18 protein-coding genes are annotated in these 21,526 nt (G+C 42.5%); 11 read left to right on the forward strand and 7 right to left on the reverse strand.

Translation table 11 applies throughout. The features are described from left to right. Positions 1–192 precede the first annotated feature (192 nt). The 3 genes from HC733_RS05360 to HC733_RS05370 all read right to left on the reverse strand — a co-directional run bounded on the left by HC733_RS05360 (position 193) and on the right by HC733_RS05370 (position 4,697). Positions 193–723, reverse strand: coding sequence for a hypothetical protein (locus HC733_RS05360; RefSeq protein ID WP_190364023.1), 531 nt, complete (start codon positions 721–723; stop codon positions 193–195). Continuing rightward, on the reverse strand, positions 723–1,028 hold the full coding sequence (locus tag HC733_RS05365) for a helix-turn-helix transcriptional regulator (protein WP_190364024.1): 306 nt from the start codon (positions 1,026–1,028) through the stop codon (positions 723–725). The genes HC733_RS05360 and HC733_RS05365 overlap by 1 nt, the downstream gene beginning before the upstream one ends. Positions 1,029–1,259: 231 nt before the next feature. Next, positions 1,260–4,697 (reverse strand): PAS domain-containing hybrid sensor histidine kinase/response regulator, encoded by a 3,438-nt coding sequence (locus tag HC733_RS05370; RefSeq protein ID WP_190364025.1) that lies wholly within the window; start codon positions 4,695–4,697, stop codon positions 1,260–1,262. A gap of 375 nt (positions 4,698–5,072) precedes the next feature. Here HC733_RS05370 and HC733_RS05375 point away from each other — a divergent pair, with 375 nt between their 5' ends. From HC733_RS05375 to HC733_RS05425, 11 genes are all read left to right on the forward strand, one after another. Continuing rightward, a complete protein-coding gene (locus HC733_RS05375; protein ID WP_171626693.1) occupies positions 5,073–5,336 on the forward strand; it encodes a DUF4212 domain-containing protein in 264 nt (87 codons plus the stop codon). 12 nt (positions 5,337–5,348) lie between these two features. Further along, positions 5,349–7,073 (forward strand): sodium:solute symporter family protein, encoded by a 1,725-nt coding sequence (locus HC733_RS05380; protein WP_190364026.1) that lies wholly within the window; start codon positions 5,349–5,351, stop codon positions 7,071–7,073. 99 nt (positions 7,074–7,172) lie between these two features. After that, complete coding sequence (locus HC733_RS05385; RefSeq protein WP_190364027.1) at positions 7,173–9,011, forward strand: DUF294 nucleotidyltransferase-like domain-containing protein; 1,839 nt, start codon at positions 7,173–7,175, stop codon at positions 9,009–9,011. Beyond that, positions 9,011–9,634 (forward strand): exonuclease domain-containing protein, encoded by a 624-nt coding sequence (locus HC733_RS05390; protein WP_190364028.1) that lies wholly within the window; start codon positions 9,011–9,013, stop codon positions 9,632–9,634. The genes HC733_RS05385 and HC733_RS05390 overlap by 1 nt, the downstream gene beginning before the upstream one ends. Before the next feature lie 107 nt (positions 9,635–9,741). Continuing rightward, positions 9,742–10,755 carry an erythrose-4-phosphate dehydrogenase gene (gene epd, locus HC733_RS05395; protein WP_190364029.1) on the forward strand — a complete coding sequence of 338 codons (1,014 nt, stop codon included), beginning with the start codon at positions 9,742–9,744 and terminating at the stop codon, positions 10,753–10,755. Between the two features lie 42 nt (positions 10,756–10,797). Beyond that, positions 10,798–11,976 carry a phosphoglycerate kinase gene (locus HC733_RS05400; RefSeq protein WP_190364030.1) on the forward strand — a complete coding sequence of 393 codons (1,179 nt, stop codon included), beginning with the start codon at positions 10,798–10,800 and terminating at the stop codon, positions 11,974–11,976. A gap of 143 nt (positions 11,977–12,119) precedes the next feature. Continuing rightward, positions 12,120–13,184 (forward strand): class II fructose-bisphosphate aldolase, encoded by a 1,065-nt coding sequence (gene fba, locus HC733_RS05405; protein WP_190364031.1) that lies wholly within the window; start codon positions 12,120–12,122, stop codon positions 13,182–13,184. Positions 13,185–13,610: 426 nt separating this feature from the next. Continuing rightward, complete coding sequence (locus tag HC733_RS05410) at positions 13,611–14,561, forward strand: porin (protein ID WP_190364032.1); 951 nt, start codon at positions 13,611–13,613, stop codon at positions 14,559–14,561. Positions 14,562–14,740: 179 nt separating this feature from the next. Then, positions 14,741–15,430, forward strand: a complete 690-nt coding sequence (gene phoB, locus HC733_RS05415; protein ID WP_070985814.1) for a phosphate regulon transcriptional regulator PhoB — start codon at positions 14,741–14,743, stop codon at positions 15,428–15,430. Positions 15,431–15,468: 38 nt separating this feature from the next. Further along, on the forward strand, positions 15,469–16,800 hold the full coding sequence (gene phoR / locus HC733_RS05420) for a phosphate regulon sensor histidine kinase PhoR (RefSeq protein WP_190364033.1): 1,332 nt from the start codon (positions 15,469–15,471) through the stop codon (positions 16,798–16,800). Between the two features lie 77 nt (positions 16,801–16,877). Then, entirely contained in the window at positions 16,878–17,846 is a 969-nt protein-coding gene (locus HC733_RS05425; protein WP_190364034.1) for a PstS family phosphate ABC transporter substrate-binding protein, read from the forward strand. 158 nt (positions 17,847–18,004) lie between these two features. On the opposite strand, the gene panC is transcribed toward HC733_RS05425, so the two are convergent. From panC to pcnB, 4 genes are read right to left on the reverse strand one after another with little or no spacing between them, the layout of a single operon-like run. Then, complete coding sequence (gene panC / locus HC733_RS05430) at positions 18,005–18,853, reverse strand: pantoate--beta-alanine ligase (RefSeq protein WP_190364035.1); 849 nt, start codon at positions 18,851–18,853, stop codon at positions 18,005–18,007. Next, positions 18,853–19,647, reverse strand: coding sequence for a 3-methyl-2-oxobutanoate hydroxymethyltransferase (gene panB / locus HC733_RS05435; protein WP_190364036.1), 795 nt, complete (start codon positions 19,645–19,647; stop codon positions 18,853–18,855). Before panB ends, panC begins: the two co-directional genes overlap by 1 nt. Before the next feature lie 22 nt (positions 19,648–19,669). After that, complete coding sequence (gene folK, locus HC733_RS05440) at positions 19,670–20,152, reverse strand: 2-amino-4-hydroxy-6-hydroxymethyldihydropteridine diphosphokinase (RefSeq protein WP_190364037.1); 483 nt, start codon at positions 20,150–20,152, stop codon at positions 19,670–19,672. After that, a complete protein-coding gene (gene pcnB / locus HC733_RS05445) occupies positions 20,145–21,503 on the reverse strand; it encodes a polynucleotide adenylyltransferase PcnB (RefSeq protein ID WP_194709990.1) in 1,359 nt (452 codons plus the stop codon). Before pcnB ends, folK begins: the two co-directional genes overlap by 8 nt. Between the last annotated feature and the right edge of the window lie 23 nt (positions 21,504–21,526).

A 21,526-nucleotide genomic window follows, 5' to 3' on the forward strand; every position in this document is an offset into this window, starting at 1 on the left:
AATTCTGCTGGGCATGCATAGCTTAGCTAAGCTCTGCATAACCTTAACAAAGACTGCTGCGTTATCTCTAATATACAACTTAATATTGCGTACTAACCACCAAAAGGAGGGGCCTTTTGTTGTTGTGGCAGTGCAGGGCCATTTCCTGGACCGCCTTGGCCCGCCCCATTGATTAATTTGAGTAGTTTTGGATCAACAATTTTCATCACGGATAAATCTCTCCCTAAATTCTGCTCGGCATGCATAGCTCACCATCGCACAACTCTCCATTACTTTGATGAAGACTACCATATTGTCTCTAATATATAACTTAATAGGCGCATTGCTTAAAAAGCTATATTTGTATAGTAGTACCTCTATCCAAGTCACGAAATTAATAGTACACGCTAGAATAGCTATACAGATAATTCCAGCCTCTTGCGGTACAAAGCGATGTGTTTTACATACGTTATTAAAATATTCATAACCCGTCTTGCTATATAACCACATGGCAAGACGTTTACGATAAACAATAGGCAGTAAAAATACAAGGCTGATAAACACACAATAAATGTAAAAGTGAGTGTTCCACTGCATCACTATGTCAGTCATGGCTAAACCGAAGATTTCAAGTGTTAGGCAGGATATGAAAAACCATCGGGCGCTTTCAACCTTCCAAGTCATGATAAGTCCAAACAGTACGCAGATCATGGGTACATAATCGATTAAAATGTAAATGTTCATTATTCAATGTCCTTTGCATCTGGGTTGTCTGTATTTGTTGGTTTGGCGTCTTTGGCTTGTGAAAAGTTAAAATAGGTGCCTGTAATATCTTTGCCAAAAATAAGAAATAACTCAAATAATTGCGCAAAGCTCATATCGGTTTTACCCGATTCATAATTGCTGATGGTCGCTTGGTCAACATTGAGTTTGCGTGCTAAATCAGACTGCGACCAACCTTTCTCGCGTCTTAGTATGCGAATTGACGCTTGTACTTCCGCTTTAAAGCCTTCAACCTTCCGCTGCCGTGTATGAGTATTGTTCTTCATTAATCGCGCGCTCCCTCCTCTGAGCTAAAGTAACGCAAAATTAACACTGAAACACAAAGGTAACAACAAAATAGTTGGCTAATAGACTGAAATTAATCACTTTATGAAAGTATTCATCAAATGCACACTGTGGTTTTAAGATTGAGCTCTTTTAGGTGTTAAATTACCTTTATTGGTGTCGATACATCGAACGGCTAAGGGGGCAAATCGAAAATAATCATCACACACCTGCTAATGACCTATGCGATGATTGAGCAAAGCTTTTAACTTAGCTGGCTTAACAGGCTTGCTTAGATAATGAATTTGTTCTGTTTTGGTCTGCTGTTTTAATGCATCATCACGTACCGCGGTAATAAGTACCGCAGGTACTGTGGTTTGCCAGATGCTTCTTAAGTTTTTGATGACAGAAATACCATCATCGTCTTGCCCAAGTTGATAGTCCATTAAAATCATGTCGGGCGCTGGTTGGTTATTAGCGTATTCGATTGCTTCATGGGCTTGGCTGAAAAGCACAGCGTCAATATGCCATTTGCCTAGCAAGCTGTTCATGGCCTCTAGATTTTTTGGATCGTCATCCACCACCATCACGGTAAGTTGCGATTTTTTACTGCTATCAGCTTGAAGGTTATCGTCGGCTTTGGACTCAGCCAGTTGTGCATCACCAAAAGGAATGATAATAGAAAATCGGCTACCTTTACCGACAATCGAAGTAACTTCTATTTCCAAACTCAGTAAATCACACAGCCGCTTTACAACGCCTAAACCAAGCCCGACACCTTTGTTATCATTGCTTTGAATGCGATAGAAGTCGTTAAAAATTTTGCTTAATTGATGCTCAGAGATACCAGGGCCGGTATCCCACACATCAAGACGTAAGCTGTGTTTTTTGTTACGGCACGTTACCAGCACTTTACCTTGCTCGGTATATTTTACGGCATTAGATACGAGATTTTGGATGATGCGTCTGAGATAGGTTATATCGCTATGCACGTAGGTGTGATTGCTGCGAACTTTCAGTTGTAAGCCTTTTTCGCTGGATAAAATCGCATATTCATTGGCAAGTGGGTTTAATATATCGTCAATGCAAAAGTGCCTTGGTGTGGGCTTCATGGCACCTTGTTCCAATTTGGCGATATCCAGCAGTGACGACATCAGGTGGACTGTAGAATCTAAGCTATCAGAGAGCTTTTCAAAATTACTTTGATCTTTATGATTAAGGTGCTTTTCGTCGATGGCTGCCAGATATAAACGGGCAGCGTTGAGTGGTTGTAATATGTCATGACTGGCCAATGCTAAAAAACGCGTTTTACTATCATTGGCTTGCTCAGCTTCTTTTTTAGCAGCCATTAAGGCTTTTTCGGTGTCGATACGTGATGCAATCTGTGCTTGTAAATCGGTATTGATGGTGCGGATCTCTTGGGTGCGAGCCTCGATGCGGTTTTCTAGATCCATATTGATCTCTTCTAGCGCATTTTGGGTGGCAATGTGCATAGTAATATCTGAGAAGCTGGTAACAAAGCCGCCTTCTGGTAAGGGATTTCCGCGCATTTCGTATACTTGGCCATCGCGACGGTGGCGAATAAAGTGATGCGGAGTACCATTGCGTAAATGCTGAACACGTTTATCGACTAGGCGCTCGATATCACCTGGGCCGCACTCTCCGCGCTGGGCGTTAAAGCGGATCACTTGTTCAATAGGTAAACCTACTTCTAAAAACCCCTCTGGATAGGCAAACATTTCGCCGTAGCGTTTATTCCATGCGACTAAGTTGAGGTCTTTATCTACCACTGAAATACCATGGCTGAGGTTCTCTAAAGAGGTATACAGCAAGTTTTGGTTAAACTGCAGCGCTTGCGTAGTTTCATCAAAGAAGTTGACTACCTCTTCAAAAGCCATCTGTTTGCCCGAGGCCACGGTATGGATGAGGGCTTGTGCTGAAGAGGCACCTAAAACACCCGTGAGTGCTCGCTCACAGTATGCGATAAAATCGGCATCGGGGTGAGCGTTATTATCATCAATGCTATGGCTGAGCGCATAGTGGCTCAGTAATTGATTAGAACGCTGAATACCCAAGAATGTTTGCAGTAGTACTTTAAAGTCATAAACGCTGGCTTTGACATTTTTATCTAAACGCTTTGAAAAACGCGCTTGCTCTTTGGGAAATACAAACGCAGCGGCTTGGATTTTATCAATCAAGCGTTCATGGGCTGCAAGTGAAAAGCTAATGTAACAGGTGATGTTTGCTAATAGTGCAATGAGTGTACCGCGTGTGATGATGCTTTGTCTTAGTTCATAGTCAAAGGGGGCTGCCGTTCCGACCACTGGTAGCATTAAAAAAAGTGCCCAACAGCTAAAGCCTGCTAGCAAACCAGCATAAACACCGTATGCGTGCCCTTTGCGCCAATACAGCCCACCCACGATAGCTGGTAATAGTTGAGTTACCAAAGAAAAGGCAACTAATCCCATATTTGCCAGCGCTTCACCATGTCCAAACCACTGCTGATACAAATACGCTAACAGTAAAATTGCAGCGATAGTGATGCGACGGATCATTAAAATAGGGGTTTTATAGTTGCGTGTAAGTGCACTGCGTTTAAGCTTACGTTTTAACAGCAGCGGTAACACAACATCATTAGATAACATGGTACTTAGTGTTAACGTTGCAACCACTATCATCGCTGTGGCTGCCGATAAACCACCTATGAATACGAAGGTTGTGATCACTGGGTGATTTTGCATCAGCGGCAGTGCTAGAACAAAGCTATCGGCGGCAATATTATTGCCGATGTCGGGGTGGATTGCTGCCATTGTTATGGGGATTATCATCGCAGCTGTAAGTAAAAGATATAGCGGAAATGCCCAGCGCGCGGTATGCAAGTGGCGATGGTTTTGGTTATCGACCACGGTGACATGAAATTGCCTTGGTAAACAAACTATCGCTGCTGCCGCCATCAGTGTCTGGCCAATAAAGTTAAAATTAAAGGCGTCAAAATTAAACCAGTGTTCAAAAGAAATCGCTTGGTCTTGTGGCAGTTGTATTAAAGTCACAATAGCCAAAAATGCAACCGCAGCCAGCGCTAAAAACTTGATGATTGACTCAAAAGCCACTGCCAACATGAGTCCAGAGCGATACTCAGTTACATCTACTTTGCGAGTTCCAAAAAAGATAGCAAACAAAGCCATGATCAAAGTGCCTGTGAGCGCAAGTACGTTCCCAGAAAGCGCTTCATCCTGTTGCAACAACAAAAAGCTGCTGCTGAGTGCTTTGAGTTGCAGCGCAATATAAGGAATTGTTGCAAGCAGCGCTATCATGGTAACCATAACGGCCGTTGTTTGGCGCTTGCCATAACGCGCGGAAATAAAGTCTGCAATGGTGGTGATATTTTGCTTTTTACTGACCAGTAGTAATTTTCGCAAGAAGCCATGGCCAAATAAAAACAGCAGTGCGGGGCCTAATAATATCGGCAGATAATGCCAACTGCTTGTTGCTGCGGTTCCAACGGCACCATAGTAAGTCCAAGACGTACAGTAAATACCCAATGAAAAAGCGTACACGAAAGGATGATGGGTAATGCGCATAGCCAAAGGCGTGGTTTTATCCCCCCAGTTGGCTAACCAAAATAATACACCGATATAGCTCAGTGCAACGAGAATGAGAGCGGCTGTCATTGTTGTTCTTCTTAAACTGCGATTTCGTTACCTTATCATAATTTGTTTTTAAGTCTGTATAGGGCACTCGTTTTAATAATGTGTAACTCTTTGTTTTTAAATAAAGTAAATGTTCTGTGAGATATGTTTAGACTAATGTCGTATAAGCGTCATATTTCACGCTCAATGTCACATTTTTTCATAGCATTCTTTTAACTTGTTGATATTTAAGTTTTTTGTTTTGTATTAATTTCATTCAAGGTGCAGTTTACGTTAAGGTAAACTTGCTGCTACGACTAAGGTCTCAATTTCTTCTGGCAAAGCCATTGCTAAGGTAAATGATGACAATTAATACCAACACAGCTCATTAAAGAGCACGTGATAGGGGATATAAAAATGGCTTTTAAAGACGAACAACAAGCAAAAGCATACTGGTCAGAAAATCTCAGTTTAATGTTCAAACTATTGGCAATTTGGTTTGTCGTGTCGTTTGGTTTTGGCATTTTGCTGGTAGATGTACTCAATGAAATCCGTTTCTTTGGATTTAAATTAGGTTTTTGGTTTTCACAGCAAGGCGCAATCTACACCTTTGTAGCCTTGATTTTTGTCTACGTATTCAAAATGAATGCATTAGATAAAAAATATGGCGTAGACGAATAAGGGGCAATTTCGATGGATGTACAAACTCTCACATTTATTATTGTTGGTTTGAGCTTTGCGCTTTATATCGGCATCGCGATTTGGGCAAGAGCTGGCTCGACACAAGACTTTTATGTTGCTGGCGGTGGTGTCCCACCATTTGCTAACGGTATGGCGACTGCTGCCGATTGGATGAGCGCAGCGTCGTTTATTTCTATGGCGGGTATTATTTCCTTTGCGGGTTACGACGGTGGTGTTTACCTCATGGGGTGGACCGGTGGTTACGTACTGTTAGCTCTGTGCTTAGCGCCTTATTTACGTAAATTTGGCAAGTTCACTGTGCCAGATTTTATTGGCGATCGATACTATTCACAAGTGGCACGCGTGGTTGCCATACTTTGTGCCATATTTATTTGCTTTACCTACATAGCGGGGCAAATGCGTGGTGTCGGTGTGGTGTTTTCTCGCTTTTTAGAAGTAGACATTGAAACAGGTGTTTACATCGGCATGGTGATTGTTTTCTTCTATGCTGTGCTTGGCGGGATGAAAGGGATCACCTACACGCAAGTGGCACAGTATTGTGTGTTGGTATTTGCCTACCTTGTTCCGGCGATTTTTATCTCTTTGATGATGACGGGTCACATACTGCCTCAAACTGGGTTTGGTGCAACACTTGCTGATGGCTCAGGGATGTATGTATTAGATAAGCTTGATGGGCTGAGCGCCGAACTTGGTTTTGCGCAATATACCGAAGGCTCTAAGAGCATGATTGACGTATTTGCCATTACCGCTGCACTCATGGTGGGAACTGCGGGTTTACCTCATGTTATTGTGCGTTTTTTCACAGTTCCCCGTGTTAAAGATACTCGTATTTCAGCAGCTTGGACTTTGGTCTTTATTGCAATTGTATACACCACGGCACCTGCGGTTGCGTCTTTTGCACGCGTTAATATGATAGATACCATTAACGGTAAAGATGGTAGTGGTACTGCTTATGCCGATGCACCAACTTGGGTGAAAAACTGGGAAAGAACAGGGCTAATTGTTTTTGAAGACAAAAATAACGATGGCAAGATGTCTTACTCTGCAGGTAAATTGGAAGATCCCAATAGTGCCAATGAAGTTAAGATTGACCGCGATATCATGGTATTAGCAAACCCAGAAATTGCAGATTTACCAGCTTGGGTTATCGCTTTGGTAGCTGCGGGCGGTATTGCTGCTGCCTTATCTACCACAGCAGGTTTATTGCTGGTGATCTCGACTTCCGTTTCCCATGATTTGCTCAAGCGTACCTTAAAACCAGATATCAGCGATAAGCAAGAGCTACTTGCTGCAAGGTTATCAGCCATGGTTGCAATCGTTATTTCAGCATATTTTGGGATTAATCCTCCTGGATTTGTGGCTTCTGTGGTTGCGTTTGCCTTTGGGTTAGCGGCTGCGAGTTTCTTCCCTGCGATTATTATGGGGATATTTTCTAAGAGCATGAACAAAGAAGGGGCAATTGCGGGTATGGTAACGGGGATAACATTTACTGCCGCCTATATTATCTACTTTAAGTTTGTCAGCCCAGAGCTTAATACCCCTGCACACTGGTTATTTGGTATATCGCCAGAGGGCATTGGTATTGTCGGTATGATGGTGAACTTTGCGGTAGCAGCCGTGGTACTTAAGTTAACCGCGCAACCACCTGTTGAAGTACAACAAATGGTTGAAAGTATCCGCAATCCTAAAGGCTCAAGTGCAGCGCACGCGCATTAATGGGTTAAATATGAAAAAGGACACCCAGCCCATTGGGCTGGGTTTTTAGTTTAAACGGCAGTAGCTTAATAGTTTGTGATATGCGCTCAGGAGTATAGGATGACACCAGAAATAGCTGAGGTTAAACAGTTTGTTATTAAACAGATGCCGTTCAGTCAGTTACCAGAAGCCGCGAGTCATTTTTTTGCTACTCATCTCGAAGTTATCTATTTAACACAGCAAAACCAACATCAGTGGTTGCGAAGCAGCGAGCTGTATTTATATTTGGTCCGCTCAGGAAGCTATGACTTGTTATCCGCCAGTGGTGAAGTGATCACGCGATTAGCTGAAGGTGATTATTTCGGTTATCCGTCATTACTCACAGGTGAAGCAATTAAAAATCAACTGAGTGTAAGCACACCGGGGCTTGTGTATGTACTTAATCAAAGCAACTTTGATTTTTTGCGACGAGAATACAAGCTATTTGAGCAGCATTTCGTAAAAGCACACGCAAACCGACTGTTATCTTCTCATTACAAACAAACTCGAGATAACTGGAGCGAACAGAAGATAAGTGACGTAATGAGTAGAGGGGCTGTGACTTTGACTCCCGATGCACGCATTGTTGATGCCGCTAAAACCATGAGTCAACATGGGGTTTCTTCAATTATTGTGAGTGAAAAAGAGCAATTATTGGGCGTTGTCACCGACAGGGATTTACGCAATCGAGTGTTGGCACAAGAGCGTGACCCCCATGCGCCGTTATCGGCAATTATGACTAGATCGCCGAAGTATGTATTTGAGCATAACCGCGTTTTTTCGGCGCTGCATTTGATGTTAAAACATAACATTCATCACCTGCCTGTTTTAAATGAACATCATGTGCCGCTTGGGATGTTAACGAGCACAGACTTGTTGCGTCAGCAAAAAAGCGATCCTGTGCAATTGATTGGCAATATCTATAAAGCACAAGGTGTTGCCCAGCTTAAATTACTCGCATCAGAGATCCCCGAGCTGCTAAAAAGTTTTGCCTATAATGTAGAAGACACCTCTTTAATTGGTAAATTGTTAAGTGGCCTAAGTGACGCATTGACGGCGCGTCTTATCGCAATTTACCAGCAGCAACATGGCCAAGCACCGTGTGCATATAGCTGGATCTGTTTTGGCTCTCAGGCGAGGGAAGAGCAAACACTGCATTCAGATCAAGATAATGGCTTACTCCTTCCAAACGAGGTAACACAAGCGCAGCGAACATACTTTGCGAACATGGGGGAGTTTGTTTGCGAGCAGCTTGCGCAGTGCGGCATTAAGAGTTGTCCAGGTAATATTATGGCCAGTAACGAAGCGTGTAGAGGCTCTATGGCGCAGTGGTTAGCACGTTTTGAAGATTGGATATATGCGCCGACGCCCAAGGCGATGCTCAATTGCAAAATTTATTTCGATTTACGCTTTATAGAAGGCTATAGTGCGCTCTATAGCGAGTTCACTGCAAAACTGGCGAAGCTGAAAAAAGATGACTTGTTCTTCGCCGCAATGGCGACGGATATCAACACAAATTCTGTGCCGCTTGGGTTATTTCAACAACTTAAGCTAGAAAAAGATCAACAGCAGCATAAATTTTTAGATTTGAAACGCCGAGGTGTGGTGATCATTAATGATCTGGTTCGTCTGTATGCACTTAAAGCGCAAATATATAAAGCCAACACGCTAGAGCGTTTGGAGGCATTGCTAGGTAGTAACTTACTCAATAAAAGTGATGTTTATGATCTTAAAGACTGTTGGCGTTATCTGACTCAGCTACGGTTGAATAATCAGTTAGAACATCAACACTTACCTGAAAACTGTATCGATCCTGCAGACTTAACGTCGCTCGAAAAGCACCAACTGAAAGAGGCATTTTATTTAATAAAACAGGCACAGCAGGCATGTGCTTTTAAGTTTGCTAGAGGAAGTTTGTAGTGTTCGCAAAGCGCTGGTGGCAAAAAATCTATAAGCAATATCAGTTAAAGCAATGTGATTTTGAGGCGCTGGACTATCTGGTAGTAGACATTGAACTGACAGGGCTTGATGCCAAACAAAATGAAATCGTTTCGATCGCTTGGTTGGCGATTGAGACCGGTAGAATTGACTTGAATTCAGCTCAGTACCATATCCATAAAGGGGTAAAAGCTTTAGAGCAAAGTCCTGTGTATCACGGTATTGACGACAGTATGCTAAAAGAAGGTGAGTCGTTAGAGTATCTAATGCATGCTTTATCACAGGCCTTAGATAAAAAAGTGTTAGTTTGCCACAGTGCGTTAGATTGGCCATTTATCAAACAGGCTGGTGCAATGACAGGGATCTCGGTTGAGCCACTCGGTATGCTCGATACCATGGAGATAGAAAAAAGACGTTTACATAGCTGCGGACAACCTATTGCTGGAGATAGTTTGACTTTAGCCTCATGTCGTAAACGTTATCATTTACCCGATTATCAAACTCATCACGCTTTGACGGACGCGTTGGCCACGGCCGAGCTTCTACTTGCACAAGTTAATGCGATGAATGCAGGAAAACGCATTAAATTAGCTGATTTATTTTAAAAAAAACATCATTTCCCTTACACATTTAGTCTCGGTCGATTACAATAGCGCCATCTTTGGAGCGATGCTCCTATCATCTTTTTGCATGTAGCTGGATTTTCACTTTAATGACAATCAAACTGGCAATTAATGGATTTGGTCGTATTGGACGCAATATTGTGCGCGCGTTATACGAGTCTGGACGCCAGAAAGAGATCCAAATTGTAGCGATAAATGAACTGGCAGACCCAAAAGCGGTTGCGCATCTTTTAAAATACGATACCTCGCACGGCCGTTTTGCCTTTGACGTAAAGCATCAAGCGCCTTATTTAAATGTAGCGGGTGATAACATTCAATTGTTTAGCGAAGCCGATCCGAGTTTGCTCCCTTGGCAAGCACTTGATGTTGATGTAGTACTTGAATGTACAGGGGTATTTCATTCTCGCCAAGATGCACAAAAGCATCTCAACGCGGGCGCAAAAAAAGTGCTGTTTTCCCAACCGGCAGATGCCGATGTCGATGCCACCATTGTTTATGGTATTAATGAAGAAGAACTAGATCCTTCGCATACTATAGTATCCAATGGTTCATGTACGACTAATTGCATAGTGCCCGTGATTAAAGTGCTTGATGATGCGTTTGGCATTGAATCGGGTGCGATAACAACGATTCATGCTTCTATGCATGATCAGCAAGTGATTGATGCATACCACAGTGATTTGCGCCGAACACGTGCCGCAAGCCAATCAATTATTCCCGTTGATACTAAATTAGCGCGCGGTATTGAGCGTATTTTGCCTAAATTTCATAGTCGTTTTGAGGCAATTGCTGTGCGAGTTCCTACCATCAATGTGACAGCCATGGACTTGAGTGTGACGCTAAATCAAGATGTTGATTTATCAAAGGTCAACCACGTATTACAGCAGGCTGCTTCTGGCCGCCTTGAAGGGATTTTAAGTTACACCGAAGAGCCCTTAGTCTCGGTTGATTTTAATCATGACCCACATTCTTGTATTATTGATGGCACACAAACACGAGTTAGTCATAAACGACTTGTAAAATTATTGGTATGGTGTGACAACGAGTGGGGATTTGCTAATCGTATGCTCGACACCGCAGCAGCTATGTTGGCACAGAAATAGTTTATTTGAATATTGAAGTATCGTTTATAAAGGAGATGGTCCATGTCAGTCATTAAAATGGCCGATTTAGATTTAAGTGGCAAACGCGTATTAATTCGTGAAGATTTAAATGTGCCTGTTAAAGAGGGCAAAGTGACCTCCGATGCCCGTATTCGTGCATCGTTACCAACTATTAAATTAGCGCTAGAAAAAGGCGCTAAAGTGATGGTGATGTCTCACCTAGGTCGTCCGACAGAAGGTGAGTATGATGCACAATATTCATTGCAGCCTGTAGTTGATTATTTAAATGATGCATTAGAGCAGAATGTTCGCTTAGTGACTGATTACCTAGATGGCGTTGATGTTGCAGACAACGAAGTTGTGGTATTTGAAAACGTTCGCTTTAACGTAGGTGAAAAGAAAGATGATGAAACGCTTTCTAAACAGCTTGCAGCATTGTGTGACGTGTATGTAATGGACGCATTTGGTACGGCTCACCGTGCTCAGGCGTCTACTCATGGTGTTGGTTTGTTTGCACCAGTCGCTTGTGCAGGTCCACTATTAGCAGCCGAATTAGAAGCACTTGGCAAAGCGCTTGATAACCCGGCGCGCCCTTTGGTGGCGATTGTTGGTGGCTCTAAAGTATCCACTAAGCTCACTGTACTTGATTCGCTATCAAAAGTGGTTGATCAGCTTGTTGCCGGTGGCGGTATTGCCAACACCTTTATTGCAGCTGCAGGATACCCAGTTGGTAAATCATTATATGAAAAAGACTTAATCGCTGAGGCAACCAAACTAACAGAAGCTGCTCGCAGTAATGATGGTGATATCCCAGTGCCAACCGATGTTGTTGTTGGCTCAGAATTTTCAGAATCGGCAGTGGCTACAATCAAAAATGTTAGTGAAGTGACCGATGAAGATATGATTTTTGATATCGGTCCTGATACAGCGAATACGTTAGCAAAAATCATTGAGCATGCAGGTACTGTTGTGTGGAATGGTCCGGTTGGCGTATTTGAGTTTGACCAATTTGGAAATGGTACAGAAGCGATTGCAAATGCCATTGCCAAATCTAATGCCTTCTCGATTGCTGGTGGTGGTGATACATTAGCTGCAATTGATAAATATGGTGTTGCAGACGATATTTCTTATATTTCTACAGGAGGTGGTGCCTTTTTAGAGTTTTTAGAAGGGAAAAAACTACCAGCTGTAGCTATGCTTGAAAAAAGAGCAAGCGTTTAATATTTTCATAGGCCAGCTTTGCTGGCCTTATTTGTTTATATCACTCTCACTAAGATATAGACAAATAGCAGTGGCTAAGGTCACATACAATTTATCCCGTTCAAACTAGATGACAAGTGTCATCGACTATTGGAGAAAGCAAAATGGCTTTAATCAGTATGCGTCAACTTCTTGATCATGCAGCAGAGCATGGTTATGGGGTTCCAGCTTTTAACGTAAACAACCAAGAACAAATGCGCGCCATTATGGAAGCGGCTGATAAAACAAACAGCCCTGTTATTGTGCAAGGTTCTGCGGGTGCGCGTGCATATGCTGGTGCGCCGTTTATACGTCATATGATCTTAGCTGCTATTGAAGAATGGCCACATATTCCGGTTGTTATGCACCAAGATCATGGTACTTCTCCTGCGGTTTGTCAGCGCTCAATTCAATTGGGTTTCTCATCAGTCATGATGGATGGATCACTACTTGATGATGGTAAAACGCCTTCAAGCTACGAATATAATGTGGATGTGACTCGTCGTGCGGTAGAAATGGCACACGCATGTGGTGTTTCTGTTGAAGGCGAGCTTGGTGTGCTTGGTTCTTTGGAAACTGGCGAAGCTGGTGAAGAGGATGGTATTGGTGCAGTGGGTAAACTAACTCACGATCAATTGCTGACTGACCCTGAAGAAGCCGCTGACTTTGTACGCAAAACTGGTGTTGACGCACTAGCGATAGCCTGTGGTACATCACATGGTGCATATAAATTCACACGTCCACCAACAGGCGATATTCTAGCGATTAATCGTATTAAAGAAATTCATGCTCGTATTCCAAATACACACTTGGTAATGCACGGCTCTTCATCTGTGCCACAAGATTGGCTTGCAGTGATCAATGAGTACGGCGGTGAGATCCCAGAAACTTATGGTGTGCCGGTTGAGCAAATTGTTGAGGGGATCAAATACGGTGTAAGAAAAGTAAACATCGATACCGATCTTCGTTTAGCTTCAACTGGCGCTATTCGTCGTCACTTAGCACACAATCCAGCAAACTTCGATCCACGTAAGTTCTTAGCTGAAGCGACCAAAGCAATGACAGAGATCTGTGTCGATCGTTATGAAGCCTTTGGTACAGCTGGGCAAGCGAGCAAGATCAAACCTATCTCATTGGATGATATGCACTTACGTTATCTATCTGGTGAGTTAAATCCTCAGATCAAATAATAACTAAGTCTGCTATTAGTTAAATCAAAGCCTCCATGTGAGGCTTTTTTTTGGATCATTATTTTACCTTCGATCACATTTAAAGATCAGTAAGTTACCAATATATCGCTGTTGGGATCAGTATTTTACTACCTTAAGCGTAATAGATCTTAATATATGGCATTTTTGTATGTTTTTTAGCTAATTATATGGTTGTAAAGGTATTTATAGGCCTTTGTGTAAGTAAAATAGTGATCCGTGAGCGGATCGGGTTAGTAAGATTTTGATCCCAAACTGGTAACTTAGTATAAATTTGATCTTTACCGTGATAATTTCTTGATCTCCCTCCAAGAGCGACTAATTTTTATACTGAAGCTCGTGTTTTGAGTCATGTGAGTTCAATGGAGTTGAACTTAAAAAAACGTCATTCCTTGAGGCTGCGCAATCATGAAAATAAATGCACCAATGGTTTTATGTTCTTCTTTATTGATGTTGTCGAGTTTTGCAAATGCAGAAGCTGTGAAAGTTTATGGCAGAGTGCACGCGGGTGTTCAGTACAGTGATATCTCAAGCGAAAGCGAAACCAGCGTCGAAAGTTATGCATCTCGTTTGGGTCTTAAAGGCGATGCGAAAATAAATGACGCTTTAGAGGTGTTTTTTAAATACGAATTTGAAGTTAACCCAGCTGATAATGATAAAGACGGTAAAAGTGGTGAAAACATCACTGCTAGATCCCAATATGTTGGCTTAAAAGGCAATTTGGGGCAAATATTGATTGGCCGAGATGATACTGCCATGAAAAAGTCTCAGGGCAAAGTCGACATGATGAATGATTTTGAAGCGGACATTAAAACTTTATTCGCTGGTGAAAATCGTTTGGGTGATACTATTCAATACAGCACGCCTGAGCTCAACCATTTGAAATTTGTAGTTAGCTATATAGCCGAAGACAATAGCAAGCAAAAAGGAGAATCTGGTTTATCGGTTGCTGCTATATATGGTGATAGCGCATTAAAGAAAACACCAGTATATATTAGTGTTGCTCATGATGAAGAAGTGGCGGGGCAAGATATTAACCGCATCACAGTGCAAGGCAAAATGGGTAATGCAACACTGGGTGGCATATACCAACAAAGTGAAAAAGTAGATTCTAACGATAAAGTCGACAGCTTCATGGTAAGTGCATCCTACAAAATAGACAGTTATAAATTACTCGCACAATATCAAGATTCAGATGGTGCGAGCGGAAAGCTATCAGACTCTGGTAATGCAACCTCCGTAGGTGTAGAAAAAAGCCTTTCAAAGCAAGCGCGTATGTATTTTTGGTACTCGCAATTTGACTTAGATAACAATCCAGATCAGGAGCATATGGCACTCACACTACGCTATGATTTTTAGTTAAATGTTTTTATTTTTTAAATAATCCAGTAACATCAATAGGCTACGAAATTATTTCGAAGAAGGTTTTATTTGCAAATTTTTTGGCAGCTTTTGAAAATCCAGTGTACTATTTCATAAAACTGTCACACTAAGTCATAATAATGACACCAACTTCGGTAATGAAAGAGAACATTGGGATGTCACGTAAAGTACTTGTAGTTGATGATGAAGCGCCTATCAGAGAAATGCTGGTATTTGTTTTAGAGCAAAATGGTTTTCAAGCCATTGAAGCTGAAGATTATGATTCGGCAATTGCCGCAATGGTAGAGCCATATCCAGATATGGTATTACTAGACTGGATGTTACCTGGTGGTAGTGGTATTCAGATCGCTAAAAAGTTTAAGCAAAGCGAATATACTCGTCAGATCCCAATCATCATGTTAACCGCACGTGGTGAAGAAGAAGACAAAGTCAAAGGCTTAGAAGTAGGGGCTGATGACTATGTTACAAAACCGTTTTCACCGAAAGAATTAATGGCGAGGATCAAAGCTGTGATCCGTCGCGTATCGCCTACTTCGCTAGAAGAAGCGATTGAAGTGCATGGTTTACGTTTAGACCCTATTTCACACCGCGTAACGTCGGCAGGTAGTGAACTTGATATGGGCCCTACAGAATTCCGTTTACTACACTTCTTCATGACCCATCCAGAGCGTGTATACAGCCGTGAGCAGTTACTTGATCATGTGTGGGGCACAAACGTCTATGTTGAAGACAGAACGGTTGACGTACATATCCGCCGTTTGCGTAAAGCAATTGCGCCACTAGGCCATGATAGACTGGTACAAACTGTACGTGGTGCAGGTTACCGTTTTTCTAGCAAGTTATAGTATAGGCTCGCAGTAGTTGTGTTAGGACACTATCATATATGTACCGAGTGATTAATAAACAGGCGTTATTCAAACGCCTGTTTTTGTATTTTTTGCCTTTGACTTTGATAGGTATTCTGATCGGTGCCCCCTTTGTGTTGTTATTTATAGGGGCTCTTTCATTATTACTATGGCACTATCACCAGCTCTATCGTTTAAGCGACTGGTTACTTAATCAAAGAAGCTTTAATCCACCTGAAGGTGAAGGTGCTTGGGAGCAAATTTTTGAAGGTATCTATCATCTACAGCACCGCAATCGTAAAAAACGCAATGAGTTAGCAGAGCTGATCCGACGTTTTCGAGAGGGAGCGGAAGCTGTGCCAGATGCGGTCGTGGTATTGCAGCAAGACATGAGTATTGTATGGTGCAATCAGCTGGCGCTAAAAGTACTCGGCTTACAATGGCCAACAGATCATGGCCAGCGCTTGGATAACTTGATCCGAGATCCGAAGTTTGTAAAGTATATGAATGCACATCAATTTGATGAGCCTCTGGAACTTGACTCAGGCCATGCTAGTGAGCAAGTGCTAGAGTTTAGGGTAATGCCATATGCTGAGCAATTGATGATGGTGGTTCGCGATATCACTCGCTTAAAACAATTGGAACAAATGCGAAAAGACTTTGTAGCGAATGTTTCTCACGAGTTGCGCACGCCACTTACGGTTGTGACGGGTTATCTTGAGATGTTAGACAGTGATAACTTACCATCACCAGCTATGTGGAATAAAGCCCACTATACCATGATCGAACAATGTAAGCGCATGGATAGCTTGGTCAATCAGCTACTGTCTTTATCTAGAATCGAGGGTGCTCGTAAGCAAGAAAAAGACAAACCAGTTGACGTGCCTAGAATGCTCTCATTAATCGAGATAGAAGCAAAATCACTGAATCAAGAAAAGCACCATCAGCTGATATTTAATGTCGACCAGTCTTTGGATATTTTAGGAGCGGCGGATGAATTACGCAGTGCTTTTTCAAATCTAGTTTTTAACGCCATTCACTATACAAAGCCTGAAGGCATTGTTGAGGTGAAGTGGCAATGTGATGAGCAAGGACGCCCGCGCTTTTCAGTGATAGATAATGGCGACGGTATAGCGCCGGAGCATATTCACCGCTTAACAGAACGCTTTTATCGTGTAGATAAGGCGCGCAGTCGTAAAACGGGTGGTTCAGGGTTAGGATTGGCTATCACAAAGCATGTACTGACAAGACATGATTCAGCGCTTGAGATCACAAGTACCGTTGGTGAAGGATCTACATTCTCATTTGCCTTTCCAAAGTCAAAACTAACTTTTATGACAAATAATGAAAGTCATAAAAGTGTCATTTAAGAGTAATTTTTCTGTCATCGAATGACTGCAAAATAGTCTGCGTTATTTAACTGGGACGAACAATTGGAGTAACCCCAATGAAATTTAAAAGCTTAGTTGCCGCAATGGGTGTGGCTGTAACAACCTTAGTTTCAACACAAGTTTCTGCGTTAGATACAACTCTACCAGAATATAATAAAACCAGCGGGATCTCAGGTAACTTCTCTTCTGTGGGTTCCGATACGCTTGCAAACATGATGACGTTCTGGGCGGAAGAGTATAAGCGTATTTACCCTAACGTAAACATCCAAATTCAAGCGGCAGGTTCTTCTACTGCGCCTCCGGCACTAACAGAAGCAACTGCTAACTTCGGCCCTATGAGCCGTAAGATGAAGTCTAAAGAAATCGAAGCGTTTGAAAAGCGTTATGGCTATAAGCCAACAGAAGTACGCGTAGCTATCGATGCTTTGGCAGTATTTGTACACAAAGATAACCCAATCGAAGGTCTACGTATTGACCAAGTAGATGCTATCTTCTCATCAACACGTAAGTGTGGTGCAACTGAAGAAGTAACGCGTTGGAGCGACGTCGGCTTGACGGGCGATTGGGCTGTAAAAGACGTTCAACTTTATGGTCGTAACTCGGTATCAGGTACTTATGGTTACTTTAAAAAGAAAGCACTGTGCAAAGGTGACTTCCGTAATAACGTAAATGAACAGCCAGGTTCTGCATCGGTAGTACAGTCAATTTCTTCATCAGTGAATGCGATTGGTTACTCAGGAATTGGTTACAAAACATCAGGTGTTCGCACAGTACCTATTGCCAAAAAAGGTGATAACTATGTTGATGCAACTATTGAAAACGTAGCGAATGGTAAGTATCCACTGTCTCGCTTCTTGTATGTTTATGTAAATAAGCACCCTAATAAGCCGTTAGCACCAATCGAAGCTGAATTTTTGAAAATGGTTCTATCACAAGACGGTCAAAAAATTGTTGAGAAAGATGGATATGTGCCACTTTCTGGCAAAATGGCCAGTGCAGAGCTTAAAAAGTTAGGCTTATTATAAGTTTTATTCTATCGCCTACGGATGGGCTTTAGAAAGCGCTCACAAAAAAACGACCCTCAATGAGGGTCGTTTTTTATGGGCAACAATAACTTGTCAGGAGCAAAGAGTTGCGACAGTTACTCGTGTTGCGCCGTATCAAAATATATAAAGCAGTACTCTTATAGGCTTACTTGCATATTATCGATAAGTCTAACTTTACCCAAGAACGCCGCCGCAAGAATGACCATATGTTTATCGCTAGGGCTTGCAGGTTTTAATGTTTCAGCGTTAGCAACTTTAAAGTAATCAGGTTTCAAACCGTGCTCGAGCAGTGTTGCTTTTGCATGCTCTTCGAGCTGTTGAAAACCCGTATTGCCTGCTTGTAGGCTACTTACCGTATCACTTAGTGTTTGAAAAAGAACTTTAGCGGTGTCTTTTTCTTGTGCGCTTAAATAACCGTTACGAGAACTCATAGCGAGCCCCGAGGCTTCACGCTTAGTAGGCACACCCACGATTTCAATAGGCATAGACAAGTCTCTGACCATGGTTTTGATCACTTGCAGCTGTTGGTAATCTTTTTCACCAAAACAGGCAATATCAGGTTGCACCATATTAAATAGCTTAGTAACAACCGTCGCAACCCCTTTAAAATGACCAGGGCGAGACCCGCCGCAGTAGCCTAAAGATACTTCAGGTACGTCAACATAACTTTGTGCAGCAAGGCCGTTCGGGTAGATAGTTTCAACACTTGGGGTAAAAACAAGATCGGTTTCTAATTCAGCGAGACCTTGTTTATCTTCCATCAGTGTTCTTGGGTAGCTGTCTAAGTCCTCTGATGCTCCAAATTGCATTGGGTTTACAAAAATACTCACCACCACTTTATCTGCGAGTGTTTTTGCTTTTTCTACCAAAGAGAAATGACCATGATGTAAGTTGCCCATTGTAGGCACAAATGCAATGCTAAGTCCTTGCGAGCGCCAAGCTTTGATTTGGCTACGTAATGACTTAATTTCTGATACTGACTGCATTATTTAAACTCGTGTTCGGAAGTTGGGAAAGCGCCAGATTTAACATCTTGGCAGTATTTCTTAACTGCATCAGGCATATTGCCTGTTTCAGCTAAGTAGTTTTTAGAAAACTTAGGAATGTAACCTGCTGAAATACCGACTAAATCATGCATAACCAAGATTTGCCCATCGGTGTCTTTACCCGCGCCTATGCCAATCACAGGGATAGTTAAAGCTTCTGAAATTCGCTTTGCAAGCGCTGATGGAATACATTCTACAACTAATAATTGCGCGCCAGCTTGTTCTAGAGCCTTGGCATCTGCAATCATTTTTTGGGCTTGTTCATCGCCTCGCCCTTGAATTTTAAAGCCACCAAAAACATTTACAGATTGTGGCGTTAGACCCAAATGACCGCACACAGGGATACCTTGCTGAGTAAGTGCACGAATACTCTCTAGCAGCCATTCACCACCTTCTAACTTAACCATATTTGCACCTGCACGCATTAGCTGAGCGGCATTTTCGCAAGCTTGAGCTGGGTTTGCATAAGTCATAAATGGCATATCAGCCACCACAAACAACTCTTTACTCCCCGCTCTCACACAACGTGTATGATAAGCAATATCCGCATTTGTCACCGCTAAGGTATCATCTGCGCCTTGTAGTACCATACCAAGAGAGTCGCCAACTAAAACAACATCCACCCCGTTGTCGTAGAACAGTTTTGCAAAACTTGCATCATAGGCGGTGAGGGCTGTAATTTTATTTTGCTCTCGTTTCATTTTTGCCAATGTGGATACAGTTACTTTAGCCATGTCGGTCCTCTTGATGGGGTTATTATTTTAGTGGGGTTAAATCATTTAAAGGTACATTTTTGCAGATCTCTGCAAGCGGTTCACCGCTTGGTAGTACGAGAACTGGGGCAATTTCTAATAATGGGTAGACCACAAATTCTCTTTGGCATAGGCCATAATGCGGAACAGTTAAGCGTTCAGTATCTATAACTTGGTTACCAAATAACAAGATATCTAAATCTAACGTGCGCGCTCCCCAGCGCTCATCTTTGCGCTCACGGCCTTGCTCTAGTTCAATTGTTTGCAATGCATCTAGCAGTGCGTGGGCATCGAGCTCAGTATCAAGGCAAGCAACAGCGTTAACATAGTCGGGCTGATCCTGTGGACCCATTGGCTTGGAGCCATAAAATTGCGAACAGGTTAGCAACTGTGTATCAGATATGCGGTTCAATGCGTCAAGTGCACGCTTCAGCTGCTCAACTGGTGCATTAAGGTTTGCGCCTAAGCCAATGTAAACTTTAGTCATTGTTCTGGGGCTTCTTCTTTGGTTTTCTGCGATAGCGGCGGCGAGGCTTGCCTGCTTCTTGTGAAGGTAATGACTTCACCATCTCCTTTTGACCGTTGATATCTTGCTTAAGATAATCCGTCCACCAATCAGCCAATTCTTGCTGTTCGTTTTCGCCGCTTTCTACTCGTAATAATAAAAAGTCATAAGCTGCTTTAAAGCGAGGCTGTTGCGATAATCGATATGCTCTTTGACCACCACGCTTATCTAAGCGCATTTGAATATGCCAAATATCACGAGCGCCGAGAGTGAATCGCTTTGGCACCGCAATGTGTTGTGAGTTTTCAGCTAAAACATGGTTCATTGCCTGTGCAAATGCGTCAAACACCGGCATTTGCTCTTGTTGCTGGAGCTGTTCACTACGTTTTAGCAGTGGGAACCAAAGTAGTGCTGCATACACAAAAGCAGGGGTTACTTTTTTGTCTGCATTAATACGTTGATCAGTATTGGCAAACATTTGCGCTATAAAACGAGACTCAAAACCACTGTCGCTTTGCTCAATGATGGCATCAAGCGTTGGAAATAACTGCTTGAATAATCCCATTTCTCTGAGCATATGGTAGTTTTGCTCAGCTTTGCCATTAAGAAATAGTTTTAACGTTTCTTCAAATAATCTGGCTGGCGGTATATTGCTAAGTAGATCAGCTAATTCTTTAATTGGCGCTTTGGTGGCAGGGGCTATCTGCATATCAAGTTTTGTTGCAAAGCGCACAGCACGAAGCATACGCACAGGGTCTTCTCTGTAGCGAGTCTCAGGATCGCCAATCAATTCAATTTTGCGCTCTTTAATGGCTTTAATTCCATTGGCAAAATCATGAATACTGAAATCATTGACAGAGTAATACAGCGCATTGATTGAAAAATCACGACGTTCAGCGTCTTCTTCAATAGTACCGTAGACGTTGTCTCTGAGCAGTTGTCCGTGCTCACTCGATTGACTAATGGGGTTTTTACTATCTTGACCTTGGTGATGGCCACGCATGGTGGCGACTTCTATAATTTCACGGCCAAATACGATGTGTGCCAAACGAAAACGTCGACCGATTAAGCGGCAATTGCGAAACAGTTTTTTAACCTGCTCTGGTGTTGCATTAGTGACTACATCAAAATCTTTAGGCTCAATGCCTAATAAAATATCTCGAATACAACCGCCCACGAGGTATGCGTCATAGCCGCCATCTTTTAGGCGATACAATACCTTGATTGCGTTAGGGCTAAATTGCTTGCGAGAAATATTGTGCTCACTGCGCGGGATCAATTTTGGCTCAGTACAGGTTACTGGTGCTGCCTTAGCTTCACTTTGGCCAACCAATTGTCTGCAAAATTTAAATAGCT

Source organism: Pseudoalteromonas sp. S16_S37 (assembly GCF_014694405.1).
GTDB lineage: Bacteria > Pseudomonadota > Gammaproteobacteria > Enterobacterales > Alteromonadaceae > Pseudoalteromonas.